Here is a 19,956-nt window from a genome sequence, read left to right on the forward strand (position 1 = left end):
AGCCTTTGGTTAATCCTGGTTATTGGTATAAAAACTGTCGGAATTCATCTACGCCCATATAACCTGTTTTTTTCTTGATAACGTTTCCTTGTGAATCAAGGATCAGGGAGGTCGGAAAAACATAAGCCCCTTTGCTTTGGGCGAATTCTTTAGAGGGGACTTCCTGTCCGTTAAACTGAATGGGTTCTGCGGAGTTCCCATCGATGCGGACGGGAATATAGTTGGCATCCAAAACCTGGCGCACTGTAGAGTCGGGAAACACTTCCCGATCCATGGCCCGGCAATACTTGCACCCGATTTCATATACATCCACAAAAATGAGTTTATCTGTGGAGGCAGCTACTTCCTGGGCTTTATTGATGGGAATCCATTCCGGTGAATTCTCAATCACATTAGGCTGAACCTTGGTGAGCGAGTTGTACATAAAAAATCCAAGAAATGCACAAGCTACGACGGTGATAACAACTTTCTTATTCATTCAAGAAAATAATTGGTTAAAATGAAAAATAGTAAATCTGAGGCATTTGTTAAGCATGAAACGAATTTAAAAACGGTTAAAGTTCAACAGCTGAAAGCAGATTTTTTTACCTTTCTGAAAAAACTGATCTATGAAAGAAAGAGATTCATACAGGCTGGGCAACGTACAGGTTTCCATCACAGAAACGGACAAACCCAATAAATTAAAAGTTGAGTGTTTTGACGGGGAATACCGCTCGGAATTTACCGTTAGTGAATATGAGTTTAAAAACTATCGTCGCCTGATGAACCAGCGAATTACCCAGGCTTATAAAAACATTGACGGCGAAGAAGATTAAAAGCCTGCCCCACCTGAAATAAGCAGATATACCAAAATAAAACTGCTTACCGATAGTACCAGTCCCACCATAAAAACATTGTAGGCAATTCTGATTAGCCGGTATTTCTCAGAAAGCACAGAGCCCAACCCGTATAAATCACGCGCCATAGTATCGTAAAGGCGTTCACTGTCGGTCATCAGCTCCTCCATTCCGGTTACATAATCTTCACGGTTCAGCTTATTGAAGTTTCCGAAGAAGAGGATGTTGGAGCGGTTAGAACGTACATCTTCCAGCGACACATCTTCCTTACTCACCCTGGGGCGGGCTGCCAAAACGGAATAAACCAGGGCAATCATGCAGGTTACCAATAAAATAGAAGTAGGTATAAGCAGCCAGGGATTCGAGTCAATTTTCGGGGAAATGGAGGCAATGATGATGGAAATAATAATACCGTTGATGCTGATCATGATATTTGACTTGTTATCAGCAATGGCACTTAGCTCAATGTGCGTGCGGTATGAAGTCCGAAACATATCCGAAACACCTCGTTTACGTGAGCCGAGATCTTTCTTTTCTGCTTCTTGTTGAGGGTTTTCCGGTTGCGTGTCTGACATAGTTTTCCCGAATTGTGAATCGATAAGATACGAAAAGGCAATGAATTAATGAGTGTTGAGGCTTACTTTTGATTCTTTAGGCAGCCCGATTTTATTTACCAGCTCTTCAAAGCGTGAATCTCCTTTAAGATCCCGGATAATTGGCAGTGTTTGTAAAAGCAGAAGAGAGCCCAGCCTTTGTTTGTAACCCTTATTCAGGTATTTGAATGCCCGGTCTTTATCCCCAAGAGCTGCATACACCATGGCATAATCAAGCGTGAGGTTTTGGTGGGGTTGAGCTTTTTCCCGTTTCTTGATCAATTCGATACTTTCTTCCGTCCTTTTTTTGTCGCCCATCAGTGCATATATACACGCGAGCTGAGACCCTCCTTTATACTTAGAGTCGATCAGGTCGATATATTTTTTGGCGGCCCGTAAGGCTTTGTCATATTTTTTTTGACTCATATAAACCAACGCCTTTCCTTCCAGGGCGGCACGGAAGAGCGGGTCTAAATCGAGGGCTTCATTAAAGTGATTCAGAGCTTTTTCATAATTTCCAACTACCCAGTGAGAGCGACCGAGTTCGAGTAGAGCCGGTAGTGAAAGTGGATCGATTTTAGCAGCAGCTTCAGCCTGTCGAAGCATTCTATCAAACCGGCCAATGATACGATTAAAAAAAGAAAGGGCTTGCCGGGCTTCACTGCTGTCCGGCTCCATAGTAATAGCTTTTCGGAAATTAGACTCGGCCATATAAAAATCCCACTTGAAAAACAGGTTCACAAAGCCGAGTGCAATGTAAGAGTCGGCACGGGAATTATTTATTTCAATAGCCTTAATGGCATTCTTCTCAGCTTTGGTAAAAGCTTTTTCTCCCGGCATATGGCCTATTGTGCCGAGGTAGGTATAACAATTTGCAAGATAGGAGTAGGCGTTAGTATATGTGTTGCATTCATTAATGGCCTTTTCGAAAAAGGTAATGGCTTTTTTGACTGCCTCAGGGGATCGTTTGTTCCAATAAAAAAGGCCTTGTAAATAATAGTTATAGGCATCAATATTTTGAGTGGAAGATTCATAAAGGCGCCCTCTTTCCAGCTCGGTAAAGCTATCTTCCAGCCGGGCCACGATCTTAAGGGCAATTTCGTCCTGCACCGAAAAAATATCCTTCATTTCGCCGTCAAAGTTTTCCGACCAGATATGGAACCCGTCATCCGCATTAATAAGCTGAGCGGTAACCCGGATACGATCACCGGCCTTGCGAACACTGCCTTCCAGTATAGTGGTTACGTTCAATTCCTTACCAATGTCGCGGATATCCTTTGTCAGGCTTTTATAAGCAAAAACGGAGGTGCGTGAGGCAACACGGAGGTCTTTTACTTTTGTGAGTGTGTTGATAATTTCCTCGGTAATGCCATCACTGAAATAGTCGTTATCGGCATCAGGACTGAAGTTAGAAAAGGGTAAAACGGCGATGCTTTTCTGTGAGCTTCCCGTAAGTTCTTCGATATAGCTTTGTTTGGGAACTTCGAGCCCGCGATCGGCCAGGGCGTAGATGCTCATCGGGATGTAAATATTCTTGAGTTCATGTTCCCCGAAAGCCTCAACACGAATGCCGGGATGATTTTTAATTTCATCAAATACCTTGCCCGATATCATAACAGACCCGGTAATGCCCAGTGCCTGAACACGTGCGGCTACATTAACGGCATCTCCATAAATGCCTTCATCGTCATAAACAACATCCCCGATGTGAATACCTATGCGTAGGGGAACCACCGGCTCATTTCTGAGCTCGGCCTGTATTTCCTTGGCGCAGGTAACTGCATCCAGTGCACTGCCAAACATGATGAGCGTGCCATCCCCATAATACTGCATTACCTGCCCGTGATATTTAAGTAAATATTTCTCTATAACGAAACGCTGCCGATCTCTCAGTGCTTTTGCCTTCTCCTCATTATCCTGCATCATTTTTGAATAACCGACAATATCGGCAAACATGATGGCGGCTAGCAGTCGTATGTTGTTAGTTTGGGCCATTTTTTATGGCAATGGGGCTTAGTGATTTAGAAAGACTTGACCGTAACAAATATAACCAATAATAAAGCCTGAAAGTATATAAGCATCAGAATAAAAATCCGGCTTTTACCGAAAACAAGGTCCCTTCTTCCGAGACACCAATACTCGTATTGATTAAAAAAGATTCAAATACGTTAAACCAAATGCCTCCCCCATACCCGGTATGCCACAGGTCGGAACTTTCTCCCTCATACCAAACACGCCCAACATCAAAAAAACTACTGAGGCCAACCTTTCCGCCCAGGAGGTAATTATAGAAATCAAAGAGTTCCAGGCGAAGTTCGGTATTATTAAAAAAGCTTGTCCGGCCCGAAAAACGACGTCCGTTATATCCTCTCAGGTTAGTGGTGCCTCCCAGGGTATTGGCTTCGTAAAAGGGAAAGTTGCCGAAATTATGAGCAGTTCCTGTCCTGTTGGCCAGGGTAATTTGCGGGTTGAGCTGTGGTGAGAAGTATAGTTCCAGTTCAGATTGAAGGCGGCTGAACGTATCATTAGTGTTTAATACCCCCACATTCATTTCTCCATCCAGAATTAAGCGATATCCCTGTTTTGGGTTCAGTCCGTTGTCTACATCCATAAACCGAAGGGATGTGACTAATCCGGTAAACCATTGCTCATCAAAATCACCACGCGGAATACCCAATGCCGGATCGGTGACTATATTGTTTGGGTCTCTCTCCACATTGGTACCGCGAAGATTAAATCCTGCATAGAATTCAAGGATGTTTTTTTGGAGACTGATACCCGGCTCGATGGTATACTGATACAAGCGGGCCCTGTAATAATTTAAAGAGCGGTCTTGGAGGGTGGTTTCATTTCCGAAACCAAAGAAGTTTTTATAACTCTTGGGAAACAAAAACTCGCTTACCAGTTTCACATCCCATTTTTGGGCAACGTCATACCAGGCTCCGTTATAGCGAAAGTTCGCGGCCCCTGTAAGTGGAGCGTAATTAGCCCGTGGAAAGTGGACAGATGCCGGATGTTTCCTGAAGCCATTCTGAATTATGTTGGGCCCGCCGCCAAAAAATAAACCGTCATCATCATTGTATTCAAAGAAAAGCCTGGCGCGGACGGTGTTCCAGCGGAAATCTTTGCTGTAATTGTAATGAATGTTTTCGGCTTTGTCGTAGAAATTTACATCGGTATTAGGTCCTTCTGTTACCGGGTTGCCTCTTTTAGTATCGTAAATTTCAACGTTCCGGGTTAAGCCTTTCCTTACTGTTGAGTCTGTGTACATATCGTCACCTGAACCGCCAACCACTCTTATTTTTGTGCTATTTTTGGCCTCTCCGCTCAACCGAAAAATATCGTCATCGCCCATTCCATACAGGCGGAGTTCATGAGTTTCATTTCGGGAAAAAACCCGCTCATAATATTGCTCCCGAACCTCACCTTTGCCCGATAGCTTATACACTTTAACCAATATTTCGTTGGCGCTTAGTACCTGCACCTCAAATAACTCCCTTTTGTTACTTCCTTGTATCGAAACCACACCGGAGATTAATTGATAGTAGTCGTTCGCAACATCAACAATTTTGTCTCTGCGGATTTTAAACGTCCGAATGGTTTCATTTCCAAACTTTTCAAAAACCGGTGCCGGATAATTTCGGACAGCTTCCTCAATTACTTCATCTGTAAGCAAGTTTTTGATCTCTTCCGCAATGTCCAGCCATTCCTGTTTGGTTAGTTGGTTTGTGAACCGGCGCGTCATAGCCAGCGAGTTGTTATTTAACCCTTTGAGATATCCATAGTCTTCAGAAAAGTTTTGGTACTGCGAAAAAGGTCCCAGGACTTTTGCTAATGAAGGGATAACGCCGGTCATATTCATGAGTGCAATATCCCGGTCGCGGGGAATGGGTTTGTAGATTTTGCCCTTTTTGTCTTCCGGTTCAAAAGACGCCCATCGCCATTGGTCTTCATGCCGGTCCCAGTCGGCCAGCAGCATATCGAAGAGTCGGTTTTTGGCAAAAGTATGCTGGTCAACCCGATGGTCGATGTCATTATCCAGTTCGCGAAGCAGTTCTGTGCTGCTGAGCACTTCTTCAGTAAATCCAACGCTGGCAACATCACTCATGTCGCCATTTGGGCGTTCTTCGAACAGAGCAAGCTGCCCGCTAATTTCATCGGCATAAACTCCCAATTTGGGATCATCCGGCACGTAATAGATTTGTGGATTAGTATGAAAAGTACCGATAGCATCTGCCAGAGTTGGTATTATGAGAGCGGCATAGGGATTGATGATGGAGAACTGATCCTGGGCTAAATCACGGGCAATGGTTTTCTTGAGCTCCTCATCCCAGATTCGCCCGGCTTCCTTGTCTACCGACCGAAGCACAAAATCCCGGCCGTCTTCGCGTTCCAGGTGAATGGTGGTTGATTGCCCTTTTCCTCCGGTTCGTACAGGCGTTAAACCGCCTTCCACTTCGGTGATATCAAACACCGGGAATTCATGTTCAATCGACCAGTATTTTCGGTTATGTGCTCCAATAAAAAACTCGAACAGGCCGTTCTTTCCGTCATAATCAGGGTTCGCAGCAACTACTTTTGTGCTGTCAGTGAAATCAATATCCGGGGCATCCTCAGCTAAAGCCTGATCCGGGAAGGCCTCCTCAAAAGGAGGCTTAAGCTGATTGCGATACCGTATTTTTCCGGTCGATCCGTCTCCTTCCGGTGTCCAGGCTTCCAGCCAGACTGAGCCATCCCCAAAATACTGAACACTCATAAACCCGTTGCCGGAGTGGATAAATTCAGCACCTCGTCCCGATGCTACGTAATTTTCTTTAGTTCCGGAGCCACTTATAAGGTAATGATGGTTAATGCGGGTACCTTCCTGCCTGTGATATTGAAGACTGTGGGCATGACCGGAAGCATAGATCAAATCTTCCAGTTCATAGGTATGAAATAAGTTCTCCAATGCATCCACCATTTTCGCATATTGGTGATGATGAACATCCTGTGGTTTACCAAAAACTCTGCGGTACAGCGCATACACGCTCCCAAATACCGGGGGTTTTAGGTGGGTTGACGGGGGCAGGTACCCGCCATGATTCCCGTTCGTTTTTAACGGGTGGTGGGCTGCGATCAGCAAATAATCATTTCGTTGCTTTTTAAGGATGTCATCCAATTCAATGAGAATATCTCCGGCATCAAAAAGCTCATACTCTCCGGTGTCGCCATACGGTTTGTCGTGTTTGTGAAGCCACCACTGTGTATCTAAAACGATAAGGCGAATGTCTTCACGCAATCTTGGATCATCATTGTCGTCCAGAAGTTTCACAGACACCGGCCCGGGAAAACCATTGTCGGGCAGGAAAGTATTACCACGGTTCAGGTACGATTCCACAAAACGCTCTTGCCTTTTTACGGCCTCAAGTCCATCCGGGCCTCCATCATCCCAGTCATGATTGCCTGGCACAAAGACAATACGTCCTTCAAAGTTTTTAACTGTTTTGAGCTGCTCCAGTAACCGCTGCTCATAAAAAGCTCTTCGGGGGTGAGTGGAATCAGGTAGCCCGTTCAAATAGATGTTATCACCTAAAAAAACAGCGGCACTTCTTTCGCCGGCTAGCTCCAGTTGTTGCTGAAGGAGCTTCAGGGTTGGCTCCTGAACATCTAAAGAGGGAGATCCGGCATCACCGACCAGGAATATCCGATAGACTAAGCCTTCTTTGTTGGGAGGAGAAATAGAAAAAGGGTCGCCGTCTTCTGTATTTATATATGTTTGGCTGGCAGAGCAGGAGGAGAGTATAAAAAGAAATAAGAGGGCATAATATTTATTGATCATCAGAATAAAGTAGGGAACCGCCTGATAACAAAAAACAGGGAATGAAAAGGGTTAATGCCGGATTGAAGAGAAAGGTTAGTAACAGAAAGGCATAAAAAATCCCGTACAGATTTTATGCTGTCGGGCTTGTTTTTTGAATAACTGCTCCCAATATACGGCGGAATCGGTGCCTCGACCAAATCTAATTTCTTTTATATAACTAATAGCAACTAATAATAAATTATTTGTAGTTTAAGAGTGATAAAGAGTAATCAAAATTTGATAATTATTTAGCGTAATGCCCAAAACAGTAGGAGATTTAACGCTGTATTCGGTCGATGACCTGCATGAACAGCTCGGAATTTCGAAAATGACTTTACGTACCTACCTTCGGGAAGGAAGGATTCGCGGGCGAAAGCTCGGGGTAAGTTGGTATGTTACGGAAGAAGCCATCCGCGAGTATTTTAATGAACCTCAGGAGCCCTCACCACAAAATTCAAAAAAGAAAAGTGACAAGCAGTACCGGTACATTGTACAAGGTATTAACGATCTTGTAAGTGAGACCGAAGAATGCGAAACTATTGATGATGTAATATCCACACTGAAGGAACAGGCTATTATCAGCTTATTCCAGGTTCGGGTGGTGGATAAAGAGTCAGACGAAATAACCGAAATTATTAAAGCCAGAGATTTTTTAGAACGACATGCTTAAACTGAAAGACACCGGATTAGAAGAATTTTCATTTGGAGAAGGACCCGATGATCAATTCTATATTTTAGTGAACAAGAACATCAGTCCCGATGGAATAGATGTGGACAAACTAAGCAAGACCGACCCCCGGAAATTTGATCAGGTACTATCCGATATGGGATGTGTGCTGATGCTTAATGGAGTGGAAGTTACCGAGTTATGCATGCGGGGAGAGCTGGATAATGAAAACCTGCACGAAAGCATGTACGAACTCGCTAAAGAGGAAGGTATCATTAATTAGGCCTTGAGTAAGGGGTAGATTATAGGCTATAAACACCATTCTTCTGCCACCACTCCCAGGCCCGCAACAAGCAGATCACTGATTTGCCATCGTTGATTTCCCCGGAGTGAACCATGTCTACCGCTTTTTTGAAGGGAATACGTTCCCGGGTAACAAACTCGTCGTCATCCACTTTTTGGGGAACGGACTCTAAGTTCCAGGCCAGATATATATGAATCACTTCATCCGAGTAACCGATACCCGGATAAAAATGCCCAACATAGGCAAAATCGGCTGTTGAGACTCCGGCCTCTTCCTCAAGTTCCCGCATAGCGGTAGCGTCTTGCTGCTCTCCGGCATCAATTTTACCGGCGGGCACTTCCCAGAAAATTTGCCTCATGGGATATCGAAACTGCCGGATCATCATCAGGTCTCCGTTTTCAAAAACAGGAACCACGGCACAGGCTCCGGGATGTTTTATCCATTCCCGGGTAGAAGTTGAGCCATCAGGCAGCCGGACTTCATCATAGAAAACGTGCAGCAACTTTCCGTTAAAAACTTCTTTCGATGTCAGGGTTTTCTCTACCAGTAATTTGTGCTCGTTCATGGTGGTTTTAGAGACTTAAGGACTGTAAATTTGGAGAGGCAATATCGCAATTAAAATCAAGGTTTGGCTAATACAACCAAAAATATAGACGGAAAGAAAGTGGAAGTTACAGGGCGGGTATTTACCTGGTCTAATACCATTTCATTCAGCCGTATTTTGATGGCCTTTCCGGTGGTTTATTTGCATTACCTGAATGATTTTCAGGTGAATGCCGCTATTATGGTATTAATTGTATATGGAGTGATTTCCGATTACCTGGATGGTTTTATTGCCCGAAAAACCAACACTATCTCAGAGCTTGGCAAGATGATCGATCCTGTTGCCGACAAGCTGTGTGCTCTCGTTCTTTTCGTGTACACCGTATGGATAGGATGGATACCTCTTTGGTTTTTGGTATTTGCCGTTATCCGGGACAGTATGATCATGCTGGGTTCGTACTATATCAAAAAGAAATACGATAAGGTGGCTATGGCCATCATGTCCGGAAAAATTTCAGTGAATGTATTGGCTTTATACTGGATCGCTGTGTTTTTCTTTCCGGATGCCGGAGGTGTTCATATGTTCTTGATGGCGTGTTCCCTTACAATAATGACTATTTCCTGGATCGATTATTTTAATCGCTACCGCCTGATAATGAGCGGAGCAGAATTTAATTAGCTAATATTTATATGGGATTTCTTGAAAAATTAGGACTTAAGAAAAAAGAAAAGCTTGACGAAGGTGTTGAAAAAAGCCGCGATGGCCTGCTCAATAAAATTGGGAAGGCTTTTGTAGGGAAGGATAAAGTTGACGATGCCATTCTGGATGACCTGGAAGAAATTCTGATTACTTCAGACGTAGGGGTCAATACTACCATCGAGATTATTAAGAAGATTGAAGCCCGGGTTGCCAAAGATAAGTACGTAACACAGGATGAGCTGCAGGTTATGCTACGGGAAGAGATTGTAAACCTACTGGAAGACAATGCCCCTGATAAACCCGCAGAGTTTGAAGCTGACTTCCCGATCAACCCGCACGTTATTTTAGTGGTTGGGGTGAATGGAGTCGGGAAAACGACCACCATCGGAAAGCTGGCTCATCTATACAAAAAAGCAGGAAAGAAAGTGATTTTAGGAGCTGCAGATACCTTCCGTGCGGCGGCGGTTAATCAGCTAAAAATATGGAGTGAACGAGCGGATGTTCCCATCATCCAACAGGGCCAAAATGCAGACCCGGCTTCCGTTGCTTACGACACGGTTGCAGCTGCTAAAGCTCGCGGTAGTGATGTGGCTTTGATCGACACTGCCGGCCGGCTTCATAACAAAAAAGCACTGATGGAAGAGCTCGCCAAAATTAAGCGGGTAATGGGTAAGGTGGTGGAAGGAGCTCCTCATGAAGTGATTTTAGTTCTGGATGCTTCCACCGGACAGAATGCCATGCAGCAGGCAAAAGCGTTCACCGAAACGGTAGATATCACAGGGCTGGCTCTCACTAAATTAGATGGAACGGCTAAAGGAGGCATTGTAATTGGTGTGTCGCATGAGCTGAGCGTTCCTGTAAAATATATCGGGCTGGGTGAGAAAATTGAGGATCTTCAGGTATTTGACCGGGCTGACTTTGTAAATGCTCTTTTTGGGGAATAAAAAACCCAGCACGAAAGTGTACTGGGTAAATTTATATTTAATAATATAACAGCGATTGGTTTGGTTTTTCTAACCGCCTCCAGACTTGCCCCCGTCGTCGGGGTTACCGTCGTTGCTTTCGCCAGGTTTATCATCATCCAGGGCTTTGTACAAACTATTTTTGCTCAACGTATCTTTCATTCTCTTTGGTTGGTTCTTGTTCATCGAAAAAAAACAATATATTGCCATTAATTGCAATGACAGAGGTTACATGAAGAGATTATCTTTGACTGTTTTACTCACTGTAGCAGGCTTTATTCCGGGTTTGCAGGCACAAAGTGCGAGTGCTGATTCACTGTATAGTGTGGCTCATGATTTATACAGGCAGGCTGAATACGCGCAGTCGGCTGAAGCGTTTAAAGCAGCAGCAGAGATTTACCGTGCAGCGGGAGATTCAGTGGAATGGGCTGGCGCGATTCTGCGACAGGGAGATGCTTTATTGAATCAGGGAGAGGTAAGGGAAGGAGAAGAATTATTTCTTTTTATAAGTGAAAATCAGCCCCGGAATGCTGATGCCCCATTAAAAGCGGATATACATAAAAATCTGGGTAGGGTGTACCGGGAGTTAGAGCAATACGAAAAGTCAACCAGGCATTATCAACAAAGTATACAATTTGCAGGAGCTACCGGAGACTCCGTTTTAATCGCTACGCTAAATAATAATATTTCATACCCCTACTTGTATTCCGGAGATTATGAGCGAGCTTTTTCATATCAGAAAAAAGCCAAGGAGATTTACGAATCTATAGGAGAAGATTACCGCCTGTCTTTTGTGCTCAATGGCATGTTTCTAACACTCAGAAATTTAGGATTGTATAAACAAGCGAATCCATATATAAGACAAAGCATGGCTTTAAGGGAGGAGTACGGGGATCCAAACCTGATGGATATTGCTTACCACAATATGGCTGTCAGTTTTAACGACATGGGTCAGCGGGATAGTGCTATTATTTATTATGGCAAATCTCTTGAGCTATCCCGTATGCTGGAAAACCCATACGATATTACACAGACACTTATTAATATCGGGAGGTTGTATGAGCATTCAGGTGATTACGACAATGCCTTGTCTTATTACAATGAAGCACTTGAGACCAACTATCAAACTGAGCGCCCGGTTTCTATCGCCAATACCCTGAAGCGGCTTGCTGAAGTAGCTGTTCAAAACGATGATTTTGTCAACGCCGAAAATTTTTACAATGAAGCATTAACATGGGTGAAAAAAGCCGATGCTCCTCAAGAACTGGCAGGCCTGTACCTTGATATTGCTGAGCTTAAATTAGAGCAGAAGGAGTTCGAAAGTGCTAAAAAATATATAGCAGAGGCAAAAAACACCTTTAACGAAAGTCACATGCCTTTGGCATATCAGGTACATAATGTACTTGGCGAAATCTATCGTGCAGAGGGCAAGCTCGACGAGAGCCTGAAAGAATACCGCTGGGTTTATAACTTTTATTCTGATGAGGGAATCGTTTCAAAAATAAAGCCGGCTATGAACCTTGCAAGAGCCTACAGTAGGGTCGGGTCAGACAGTGCCTTTGTTTTAGCAAATGAATCATTCACTCTTATTGATTCCATTCGCACCAATGTAGCCGGGCTTACTTTCAAGTCAGGTTTTTTCAGGGATTATGCAGGATTTTATAATGAGGTGGCATCCTGGTATATCATTCAAAAAAATAACCCGGTGAAAGCCTTTGAGCTGGTTGAGGCTGCCAAGGCACGGGTATTGATGGATGAGTTAGCGGAAGCCCGCGAGAAAGTGTATGAATCGTTAGACGAAGCTACACTGATCAAAAAACAACAGAAAGCAAAGCAAATTGATCGGCTGTATACCCAACTTGAACAGGCTGATACTAAACAGGAAGCAGCATCCATCAGGAGAGAGCTCAAGGATCTTGAATTTGAATACCAGTCGTTCCTCAATGAACTTCACACAAACAGCAGCGAGTTAAAGAATTTTGATTATCCCGAGCCGGTTACTCTAAACCAGCTACAAGAGTGGTTGAATGAGGAAACAGCCGTTATAGAATATGCCTTTACAAGTTCAGGGATGATCAGAATTGTGACCACGCATGATAATATTTCAGCCACTTATACAGACTCGGTGCATTCGGTGGGTGCCAGAACATTTTTCACCGAGGCGGTCAGGGAGTTCCGCGAATCCATAACGGGTGAAAAGGAAAAGGCGGTTATTTTTGAACAAGGATCTAACCTGTATGATTTTTTGATCCCTTCATTTGAAGAAAAGGGGGGCACCATGATTTCTAATCTGGTGGTTATTCCGGATGGACCTTTGAGCTTCTTGCCTTTTGAAGCTCTAAACAGGAATTCCCGCTTTTTGGTTGAGGATTTTTATGTGAAATATTTGCCTTCAGCATCTATTTATTCTTTTATACAGTCACCTCACCGGGATACGGAATATGACTTATTGGCTTTGGCCGGCTCCGGTTTTGAAAGTGAAGAAAGCGCTGCTTACCCAGCCCGTTCGCAGGCTTCTTTTGCCTCACTGCCTTCTACTTTGCTCGAAGTTGATTCAATTTCAGTGAATTTCAGCAAGGTCAAAATTCTAAAGAACGATGATGTCACCGAAGCTACGCTGAAATCCCATAACCTGGGAAGTTATCGCTTTCTTCATTTTGCCACTCATGCCAATGTGGATGAGGCGAATCCTTTTCGAAGCGGACTCATACTTTCCAAAAAAACGGAAGTGGAGTCTTTATTTGGGGAAGACGGCCATCTGAACAGCCGTGAAATTTCCAGCCTGAAACTGAATGCCGACCTGGTAACTTTAAGTGCCTGCAATACCGGAATGGGGAAGCTGGTTACAGGTGAAGGGCTTTTGGGCTTACAGCGTTCTTTTCTTTCTGCAGGCGCCTCATCTGTCATGGTAAGCTTATGGTCAGTATTTGATCGAAGCACCTCCGTTTTTATGTCAGACTTTTACCGCAGCATGTTGGCACATCAGAAAGAGGATTACGGAACGTGGAGCCGAACACTGGATTGGTTTGGGATGTATGAGCACCCAATGGTTGACTATAAAACCAAAGCCATCCGTGATGCTAAGCTGGCCATGATCGATCACCCCTATTATAATCACCCGGTGTACTGGGCTCCATTTATTCTGATTGGAAAATAAAAACGCTCCAACACAGAGTGTGCGGAGCGTTTTTTAAAACCCGGTATCTAACTCTGAACAATTAGGGCTCAGGTTAGAAGTTCTCTTGCCTTGCTCCGATCGCTCTGCCTCGGAGCAGAAGAGATCGAAGCTTAGCCTTGGATGTTCTTTGTTCTACCTGGGGTCAACCTGTGTTTTCTCAACAAACTCTTGATTGTCAACTTGAGGACGTTCAGGGGAATTTGCTAAAAGCGCTGTAAGGTTATACACCAAGTGTGTTCTCTTCAGGTAAGGCTCAAAGGTTATTTTTTCTATGTGATCCTGAGGGCGGTGGTAATCTTCGTGTGTTCCGTTAAAAAAGAACACAAAAGGCACTCCGAGTCGCCCGAAGTTCCAGTGGTCACTTCTTCGGTAAAACTGGTTAGGATCTTCCAGGTCGTTGTATCGATCACTCAGCGTAAGGTTTGGTCCCATTACATTCGCCATTTGAGTCAGACTGTCCATCTGTGAGGAAATAATTTTTCCGCCAATGATATACACATAGCTACTGTCGCCATTTTGGTGTTCGGGATCTACCCGCCCAATCATATCAATATTGATGTTTGCCACAGTGTTATCGATGGAGTAAATGGGGTGGTCAGAATAATACCGGGAACCTAGCAGTCCTTTTTCCTCACCGGATACGCTCAGGAATAAAACACTTCTTTTTGGGCCAACACCGGCGGCTTTAGCTTCAGCCATAGCTTGTGCGGTATGCAGGGTAGCTACGGTTCCGCTTCCATCATCATCGGCACCATTGTAAATGTTATCGCCGGTTGAGTCGGGCTGGCCAACACCAACGTGATCATAGTGAGCACTTAATACAACAACTTCATCCTTCAGTTCCGGGTCGCTGCCTTCCAGTAGAGCAACCACGTTTTTGGTATGAACCGTATTCTCATCCACAACGGGATTGTGATGCAGGGTTTGACCTTCCAGTGCTCTGGCTTGGAAGGAAGCAGGATCTTCGAGGATTTTACTTTGTGTTTCGGCTAAGGCTTCGAGGTTTTCAAGTCCCAGCATTTGAGCTCCCAGTTGAGGGTGAACACGGTTGAATGCCGGTGCAGTGCTGCCATCATCTTCCTGTAAATACTTGAGGCTCATTCCTTGTCCGCGACCAAAATAATTCTGTCGGGTTTCTGCCTCCTGAATGAAATCAGTAGTATCTGTTCCAACAATCAGGATGGTACCAACAGCACCACCCGAGGTTAGCGCTTGTTGCAGATAAGGCATGTTAGTGCTGGAGCGGTCGTACATAATAAACAGCCATTTCCCGGATACATCTTCGGGAAAGTGATTGATACCCTCAGCTTCATTATACATACCGGCGCCGGCAAAAACGACAGGGCCACTAACGGAATCACTTCCGCCAAAAAGGGTTACAAAGTTGCCGATTTTTTCGGAACTGTGTGTGGAGTTATCAACCACTTTATCACCATTGGCAAGAAGGTAGGTAACTTGCTCTGCTGCAGGCTGAATAAGTTCGTAATGCTGGAAGTATGAGTTATCATCACCGACAGCTTTCAGCCCAATTTCCGCATATCGTTTGGCGAGGTATCGTGCGGCTTTTTCTTCACTTATTGTACCGGTTTCTCTTCCCTGAAGTGAATCGTGAGCCAAAACAGCAAGGTCGCTGTACAGGCGGTCTTTAGTGATTTCTTCAGAGAAAGAATAGATAGTTGGTGGAGGGGTGTCTGGGCCTTTCTTGAAAATACTGCATGCAGAAAGGGAAAGGGCGAGTAAAACGAGTAGTGCTTTATTAGTCATTAAGATAGTCAGGTTTAGTTAGCGCCGATGATTTCATCTACCGGCTTTAGGTCGATATAAAATTTTGTAGGGTCTTCTTCGAGAAACAAATTGATTTGTTGCTCCTTAATCATCTCCAGGACAGCCAGGAAAGTTACAACCACATAAATCTTGTTCTTCAGTGTTGAACAGACTTCCATGAATGTTTGGCGGCCGTGATCTTGTAAGCGGTTCAGCACAAATTCGGCCTGTTCTTCAACGGTGGTGCTTACTTTCTCTACATGGTGAACAATGTTTTTGCGTTCAATATCCTGCAGCACCTTTTTGAAGGCGGCGATCAGGTCAAACATGGTTACGTCCTGCAGGGCTTCTCCTGTGGCTTGTTGCTCTACATCGTCGGCTTCAGGGTAACCGCGCATAAATTGTTTACGAACTTCCTCGTCCATATCAGCCATTTTCTCTGACATTTCCTTGTATCGTTTGTATTCCAACAGTCGTTGCACCAATTCATACCGTGGGTCAGATTCATCCAGCTCTTCATCATCAGAGTCTTCCCGCGGGAGCATCATTTTGGCCTTTATCGACATCAGCATGCTGGCCATCAAAATAAACTCGCTGGCAACATCCAGGTCCAGTTCTTCCAGCATATGTATATAATCCAGAAATTGCTTGGTGATGTAGGAGATAGGGATATTGTAGATATCGAGCTCGTCCTTTTTGATAAAGAAAAGGAGCAGGTCGAGCGGGCCTTCAAAGTTGTTTAGCTGTACGCGATACATATCTTAAAACTACACTGTTAGAAACTAAATTTCTTTATTTTCTTTTGGTTGGTGAATGTTATTTTAGCATACACTTAATTTAGGCAAAAATAGGGGTATGGATTACTCGAAATTTGTGGATGCCGTACTGGAGAATGATGAGGCTGAAGTCACCGGGCAGGTGAATGTAATCACTCCCGTGCTGATCAAATTTTTAATGGTACGTTTGGATGCTTCAGTTCACGATGCCCAGGACTGCGCACAAAATACGCTCCTGATAGCTATAGAAAAAATCAGGGAAGACAAGATTTCGAACCCGGATGCGGTAATAAACTACCTGTTTACCACGGCCAAACACGAGTATTTTAAGCAGCTTTCCAAAGACCGTGAGGTTAATTATGAGGACCTTCCCGAGCACCATTCAGACAAGGCCGATCAGCTTAACCGATTGCTTGATAATGAGAAAATGAACATTCTGAGTCGCTGTATGGAGGCGTTAAAGGTTGATTACAAAAAATACATTGAATATTGGTTTCAGAATCCCGACTACGAAACTTCGGTGGTTGCTGATCATTTTAATATCTCTGTAAGTAATGCCTGGACCAAGAAACACCGGGTTATAAATGTGCTCAAAGAATGCTTCGAAAAAAAAATTAAACTTTAACTGTAAGGAATTGCTTTTTCATCGCTCTAACTATGTGAGATCAGAATGTATTTATAGAATACATTCTGAAGTAATAGAAAAGCTTTAGTATGGAAAATTCGAGAGAAACAGAAATTAGACAGCAGATAGATGCCTACATAAAAGGGCAACTTTCGGAGGAAGAGATTCAGGCTCTGTGGAATGAGTTCGCGAAAAACCCGGAACTGCTGGATGTTCTTGAAGTTGAAGTAAACGTAAAAGAACTGATTGAGCGTGAAGCATTGACCTCAAAACCGGAAACAGGTTCGGCAACCATCAGGAAACTACCTTCTTATACCTGGCATGTAGCGGCCGCAGCCGTATTTGTGATTATTGCTTTGGTGCAAATATTTAGAATAGAAACCCCTACTGAAATTGATCAGTTTGTTGTTAACCGGATAGGCCCAGATCAGGTGGAAACCTCAGATGGCGTTCGGGCAGCAAAGGATATGAGAATTACGACCGCAGATTCACTACTGAATCTCGGGTTTGAGGCCATCGTCTCCGGAAATAAAGATCGTGCTCTTGAGCTGTTTGATGAAGTCATAAACCGATTCGATGAAGAGCCCTATGGTTCAAAAGCATTTCTCAATAAGGGGATCATTCTTTATAACGAATCCAATTATGAAGAGGCCATATCAGCATTTCGTGAAGCCGCCGAACGAGTTGAAGACAGCCGCATGATTTCGGAAAAAGCATATTGGTATTTAGGGAATGCCCTTGTTAATGTGGGAGAGCTTGAAGAAGCTCAAAAAGCGGTATTTGAAGCCTATCAACTGGATGGCATATTTCGTCAGCCGGCTTTCCGGTTACTGAAAAAGCTTAATGATGATCTTGGAAGTACGGATTATGAAGGTTTTGATGCACAGCAGCTCGAGTAAAAGCTTCTGCAATTACTCACTGTGCACCTGAGGTATAGGTTCTGCTCCTTCTTTCATGTGGTTCATCAGGAAGTCATGGGCACTCAGCTTTGAGTTGCCTTTCTCTTTTTTAGCACGTTGGTAGGATCCGTCTTCCATTAATAGCCAGCGCTGCTTGTTGTCATTAAAATAAATATTGATGACAAACTGCAGGTATTTCTTAAGCTCAACTTTCTCAATGGGAGTGATGGCTTCAACACGGGCATCCAGGTTGCGGTGCATCCAGTCGGCTGATCCGATAAAGTATTTATGTTCTCCTGCGTGATGGAAATAATAGATGCGGGAATGTTCCAGGTAGCGCCCTATAATGGAGTGAACAGTTATGTTCTCACTCATTCCCTTCTTACCGGGAATAAGCCGACACACCCCTCTCACAATTAAATCAATCTTTACGCCGGCAGCAGAAGCATCGTATAATTTTTGAATAATGAGCGGGTCTTCCAGGCTGTTCATTTTAGCAATAATACGGGCTGGATTTCCTTTCGTGGCTTCCTGAACCTCTTTCTCGATCAGCTCATTCATCTGCTTGCGCATATGGTTTGGTGCAACCAGTAACTTCTCAAAAGTTTGTTCGGGTGCATAACCTGTAAGCAGATTGAAAATATCGGTTACGTCTGAGCAGAGCTCTTCATTACATGTAAACAGAGCCAGATCTTCATAGAGTTGAGCGGTGTCGGGGTGGTAGTTTCCGGTGCCAATGTGGCAATAGGTTTTGAGGCCGTCACTTTCTTCACGAACCACCATGGTGAGTTTGGTATGAATTTTTAACCCGGGAATGCCGTAACCTACATGCACACCAAAATTCTCCAGCTTTTGAGCCCAGTTGATGTTTCGTTCTTCATCAAAGCGGGCTTTAATTTCGACCAACACAGCCACCTGTTTCCCGTCCTCGGCTGCATTCATCAGAGAGTGCATCAATGGAGAGTCTTTTGATGTGCGGTACAAAGTCTGCTTTATGGCAAGTACTTTGGGATCCCGCGCTGCTTCTTCAACAAACCGTTGCGTTGAAAGTTCAAAACTGTGGTAGGGATGATGTACCATAAAGTCCCCTTTCTTGATGACCTCAAAAATACTGGGAATCTCTTCTTCCGGATTATGCTTAAGGGAAGGATGTAAAACCGGAGTCCACACCCGCTCTTTGAGCCGGTTAAAACCGCTTAGCTTAGCTATTTCCATCGAATCAGCCAGCCCGATTGTCCCCTTCATTTCATACACATCCTGCCAGTTGATATTCAGGTTTTTGATAAGGTATTTCTTAAGATGCTTGGGCATCTCGGCGTCAATTTCTAGCCGCACAATTTCGGCGAATTTTCGTTCTCTCAGTTCACCTTCAATGGTTTCAAGCAGATCTTCGGCTTCTTCCTCATTACGATCGACTGAGGCATTCCGGGTTACCCGAAACATATGAGCAGAAAGGACCTTCATTCCCGGAAAAAAATGATCCATTTTCTCGCGGATAATATCCTCGATAGGAACAAGAATTACTTTGTTTCCTTTTCTGTGGACCTGCACGTAGCGGTTTCGGTTGGCAGGAATCTTAAGTCGGGCAAAAGACTTTTCTTTAGTTCTGGGGTTGACCAGCTCGATGGCAAAGGAAAGGCTTTTGTTTGAGATAAAAGGGAAAGGGTGAGATTCGTCAACCGCAAGCGGGGTGATAATAGGATATACCTGCTTCTGGAAATATCGGTCGCTGACGCTTTTTTGGTAATCGGTAAGCTCGGAATAGGATTTTATTTGAATGCCTTTTTTAGAAAGTTTTGGAATAAGGTCTTCAAAAAAACAACTCCGGTAAGCTTCAATCATACTCTGAACCTCATTCCGTACTGATTTGAGCTGATCGGATGGAGTCATTCCATCCACAGTTAATTCTTTCACGCCTGCCAGCAGCTGACGTTTGAGTCCACCTACCCTTTTCTGGAAAAACTCATCCAGGTTGGAGCAAACGATGGATAGAAATTTCACCCGCTCCAGAATTTTATTCTTCTCATTCCGGGCTTCTGCAAGTACGCGCTCATTAAATTTAAGCCAGCTCAATTCGTAATTGAAAAAGTACTCGCTTCCAAAAATCTTCAGATTACTGGAGCGCAAATCCTTATGCATGCCCTTTTGCTTAAGGATTTCATTCTTTTTGGGATTGGCTCTTTTCTTGGCAATCTTCGATTTTTCTGTAACTGATGGGTCAAAATTAACTTCATCAGGTGATAAGGACATCTTTTTCATAAAGGGCATTC

The 19,956-nt window shown here is 44.0% G+C and carries 16 protein-coding genes; 8 read left to right on the plus strand and 8 right to left on the minus strand.

What is annotated here, in order from left to right; translation table 11 throughout:
• Positions 1 to 19 precede the first annotated feature (19 nt).
• The gene (locus tag ABFW99_RS07835; RefSeq protein WP_349354958.1) at positions 20 to 478 is read right to left on the minus strand and encodes a thioredoxin family protein; all 459 of its coding nucleotides are present in this window, start codon (positions 476 to 478) and stop codon (positions 20 to 22) included.
• A 130-nt stretch (positions 479 to 608) separates the two neighbouring features.
• Between ABFW99_RS07835 and ABFW99_RS07840 the strand changes: the two genes are divergently transcribed.
• Entirely contained in the window at positions 609 to 815 is a 207-nt protein-coding gene (locus ABFW99_RS07840) for a hypothetical protein (RefSeq protein ID WP_349354959.1), read from the plus strand.
• Here ABFW99_RS07840 and ABFW99_RS07845 read toward each other — a convergent pair.
• From ABFW99_RS07845 to ABFW99_RS07855, 3 genes are all read right to left on the minus strand, one after another.
• Positions 812 to 1,411 carry a Pycsar system effector family protein gene (locus ABFW99_RS07845; protein ID WP_349354960.1) on the minus strand — a complete coding sequence of 200 codons (600 nt, stop codon included), beginning with the start codon at positions 1,409 to 1,411 and terminating at the stop codon, positions 812 to 814. The two genes, ABFW99_RS07840 and ABFW99_RS07845, sit on opposite strands and share 4 nt — an antisense overlap.
• Positions 1,412 to 1,456: 45 nt before the next feature.
• Complete coding sequence (locus ABFW99_RS07850; protein WP_349354961.1) at positions 1,457 to 3,424, minus strand: tetratricopeptide repeat protein; 1,968 nt, start codon at positions 3,422 to 3,424, stop codon at positions 1,457 to 1,459.
• 85 nt (positions 3,425 to 3,509) lie between these two features.
• A complete protein-coding gene (locus tag ABFW99_RS07855) occupies positions 3,510 to 7,247 on the minus strand; it encodes a BamA/TamA family outer membrane protein (RefSeq protein ID WP_349354962.1) in 3,738 nt (1,245 codons plus the stop codon).
• Between the two features lie 277 nt (positions 7,248 to 7,524).
• Here ABFW99_RS07855 and ABFW99_RS07860 point away from each other — a divergent pair, with 277 nt between their 5' ends.
• Positions 7,525 to 7,938: a helix-turn-helix domain-containing protein gene (locus tag ABFW99_RS07860; RefSeq protein WP_349354963.1), complete on the plus strand. Its 414-nt coding sequence runs from the start codon at positions 7,525 to 7,527 to the stop codon at positions 7,936 to 7,938.
• Complete coding sequence (locus ABFW99_RS07865; protein ID WP_349354964.1) at positions 7,931 to 8,218, plus strand: hypothetical protein; 288 nt, start codon at positions 7,931 to 7,933, stop codon at positions 8,216 to 8,218. Before ABFW99_RS07860 ends, ABFW99_RS07865 begins: the two co-directional genes overlap by 8 nt.
• Before the next feature lie 19 nt (positions 8,219 to 8,237).
• Here the strand turns inward: ABFW99_RS07865 and ABFW99_RS07870 are convergent, their stop codons facing one another.
• Complete coding sequence (locus ABFW99_RS07870) at positions 8,238 to 8,804, minus strand: NUDIX hydrolase (protein WP_349354965.1); 567 nt, start codon at positions 8,802 to 8,804, stop codon at positions 8,238 to 8,240.
• Positions 8,805 to 8,867: 63 nt separating this feature from the next.
• On the opposite strand from ABFW99_RS07870, the gene ABFW99_RS07875 reads away from it, so the two are divergent.
• From ABFW99_RS07875 to ABFW99_RS07885, 3 genes are all read left to right on the plus strand, one after another.
• Positions 8,868 to 9,461, plus strand: coding sequence for a CDP-alcohol phosphatidyltransferase family protein (locus tag ABFW99_RS07875; RefSeq protein WP_349354966.1), 594 nt, complete (start codon positions 8,868 to 8,870; stop codon positions 9,459 to 9,461).
• Between the two features lie 11 nt (positions 9,462 to 9,472).
• Positions 9,473 to 10,426 carry a signal recognition particle-docking protein FtsY gene (ftsY, locus tag ABFW99_RS07880; protein WP_349354967.1) on the plus strand — a complete coding sequence of 318 codons (954 nt, stop codon included), beginning with the start codon at positions 9,473 to 9,475 and terminating at the stop codon, positions 10,424 to 10,426.
• Between the two features lie 250 nt (positions 10,427 to 10,676).
• Positions 10,677 to 13,601 carry a CHAT domain-containing protein gene (locus ABFW99_RS07885; protein WP_349354968.1) on the plus strand — a complete coding sequence of 975 codons (2,925 nt, stop codon included), beginning with the start codon at positions 10,677 to 10,679 and terminating at the stop codon, positions 13,599 to 13,601.
• A 153-nt stretch (positions 13,602 to 13,754) separates the two neighbouring features.
• Here ABFW99_RS07885 and ABFW99_RS07890 read toward each other — a convergent pair whose 3' ends face one another.
• Together ABFW99_RS07890 and ABFW99_RS07895 are read right to left on the minus strand one after the other, a co-directional pair.
• Complete coding sequence (locus tag ABFW99_RS07890) at positions 13,755 to 15,386, minus strand: M28 family peptidase (RefSeq protein WP_349354969.1); 1,632 nt, start codon at positions 15,384 to 15,386, stop codon at positions 13,755 to 13,757.
• Between the two features lie 14 nt (positions 15,387 to 15,400).
• Positions 15,401 to 16,144: a segregation and condensation protein A gene (locus tag ABFW99_RS07895; protein ID WP_349354970.1), complete on the minus strand. Its 744-nt coding sequence runs from the start codon at positions 16,142 to 16,144 to the stop codon at positions 15,401 to 15,403.
• A 97-nt stretch (positions 16,145 to 16,241) separates the two neighbouring features.
• On the opposite strand from ABFW99_RS07895, the gene ABFW99_RS07900 reads away from it, so the two are divergent.
• Positions 16,242 to 16,787: an RNA polymerase sigma factor gene (locus ABFW99_RS07900; RefSeq protein WP_349354971.1), complete on the plus strand. Its 546-nt coding sequence runs from the start codon at positions 16,242 to 16,244 to the stop codon at positions 16,785 to 16,787.
• Between the two features lie 89 nt (positions 16,788 to 16,876).
• Entirely contained in the window at positions 16,877 to 17,686 is an 810-nt protein-coding gene (locus ABFW99_RS07905; protein ID WP_349354972.1) for a tetratricopeptide repeat protein, read from the plus strand.
• A gap of 12 nt (positions 17,687 to 17,698) precedes the next feature.
• On the opposite strand, the gene ppk1 is transcribed toward ABFW99_RS07905, so the two are convergent.
• The gene (ppk1, locus tag ABFW99_RS07910) at positions 17,699 to 19,945 is read right to left on the minus strand and encodes a polyphosphate kinase 1 (RefSeq protein ID WP_349354973.1); all 2,247 of its coding nucleotides are present in this window, start codon (positions 19,943 to 19,945) and stop codon (positions 17,699 to 17,701) included.
• Positions 19,946 to 19,956: the final 11 nt, after the last annotated feature.

Origin of the sequence: Gracilimonas sp. BCB1 (genome assembly GCF_040117685.2) — a bacterium.
Lineage (GTDB): Bacteria > Bacteroidota > Rhodothermia > Balneolales > Balneolaceae > Gracilimonas.

What these genes read in the sequence shown, in the direction of transcription:
- ABFW99_RS07885 (WP_349354968.1), top strand. Translation starts at nt 10,677, where the DNA reads ATGAAGAGATTATCTTTGACTGTTTTACTCACTGTAGCAGGCTTTATT.
- ABFW99_RS07835 (WP_349354958.1), bottom strand. Translation starts at nt 478, where the DNA reads ATGAATAAGAAAGTTGTTATCACCGTCGTAGCTTGTGCATTTCTTGGA.
- ABFW99_RS07895 (WP_349354970.1), bottom strand. Translation starts at nt 16,144, where the DNA reads ATGTATCGCGTACAGCTAAACAACTTTGAAGGCCCGCTCGACCTGCTC.
- ABFW99_RS07890 (WP_349354969.1), bottom strand. Translation starts at nt 15,386, where the DNA reads ATGACTAATAAAGCACTACTCGTTTTACTCGCCCTTTCCCTTTCTGCA.
- ABFW99_RS07870 (WP_349354965.1), bottom strand. Translation starts at nt 8,804, where the DNA reads ATGAACGAGCACAAATTACTGGTAGAGAAAACCCTGACATCGAAAGAA.
- ppk1 (WP_349354973.1), bottom strand. Translation starts at nt 19,945, where the DNA reads ATGAAAAAGATGTCCTTATCACCTGATGAAGTTAATTTTGACCCATCA.
- ABFW99_RS07850 (WP_349354961.1), bottom strand. Translation starts at nt 3,424, where the DNA reads ATGGCCCAAACTAACAACATACGACTGCTAGCCGCCATCATGTTTGCC.
- ftsY (WP_349354967.1), top strand. Translation starts at nt 9,473, where the DNA reads ATGGGATTTCTTGAAAAATTAGGACTTAAGAAAAAAGAAAAGCTTGAC.
- ABFW99_RS07845 (WP_349354960.1), bottom strand. Translation starts at nt 1,411, where the DNA reads ATGTCAGACACGCAACCGGAAAACCCTCAACAAGAAGCAGAAAAGAAA.
- ABFW99_RS07860 (WP_349354963.1), top strand. Translation starts at nt 7,525, where the DNA reads ATGCCCAAAACAGTAGGAGATTTAACGCTGTATTCGGTCGATGACCTG.
- ABFW99_RS07840 (WP_349354959.1), top strand. Translation starts at nt 609, where the DNA reads ATGAAAGAAAGAGATTCATACAGGCTGGGCAACGTACAGGTTTCCATC.
- ABFW99_RS07855 (WP_349354962.1), bottom strand. Translation starts at nt 7,247, where the DNA reads ATGATCAATAAATATTATGCCCTCTTATTTCTTTTTATACTCTCCTCC.
- ABFW99_RS07905 (WP_349354972.1), top strand. Translation starts at nt 16,877, where the DNA reads ATGGAAAATTCGAGAGAAACAGAAATTAGACAGCAGATAGATGCCTAC.
- ABFW99_RS07865 (WP_349354964.1), top strand. Translation starts at nt 7,931, where the DNA reads ATGCTTAAACTGAAAGACACCGGATTAGAAGAATTTTCATTTGGAGAA.
- ABFW99_RS07900 (WP_349354971.1), top strand. Translation starts at nt 16,242, where the DNA reads ATGGATTACTCGAAATTTGTGGATGCCGTACTGGAGAATGATGAGGCT.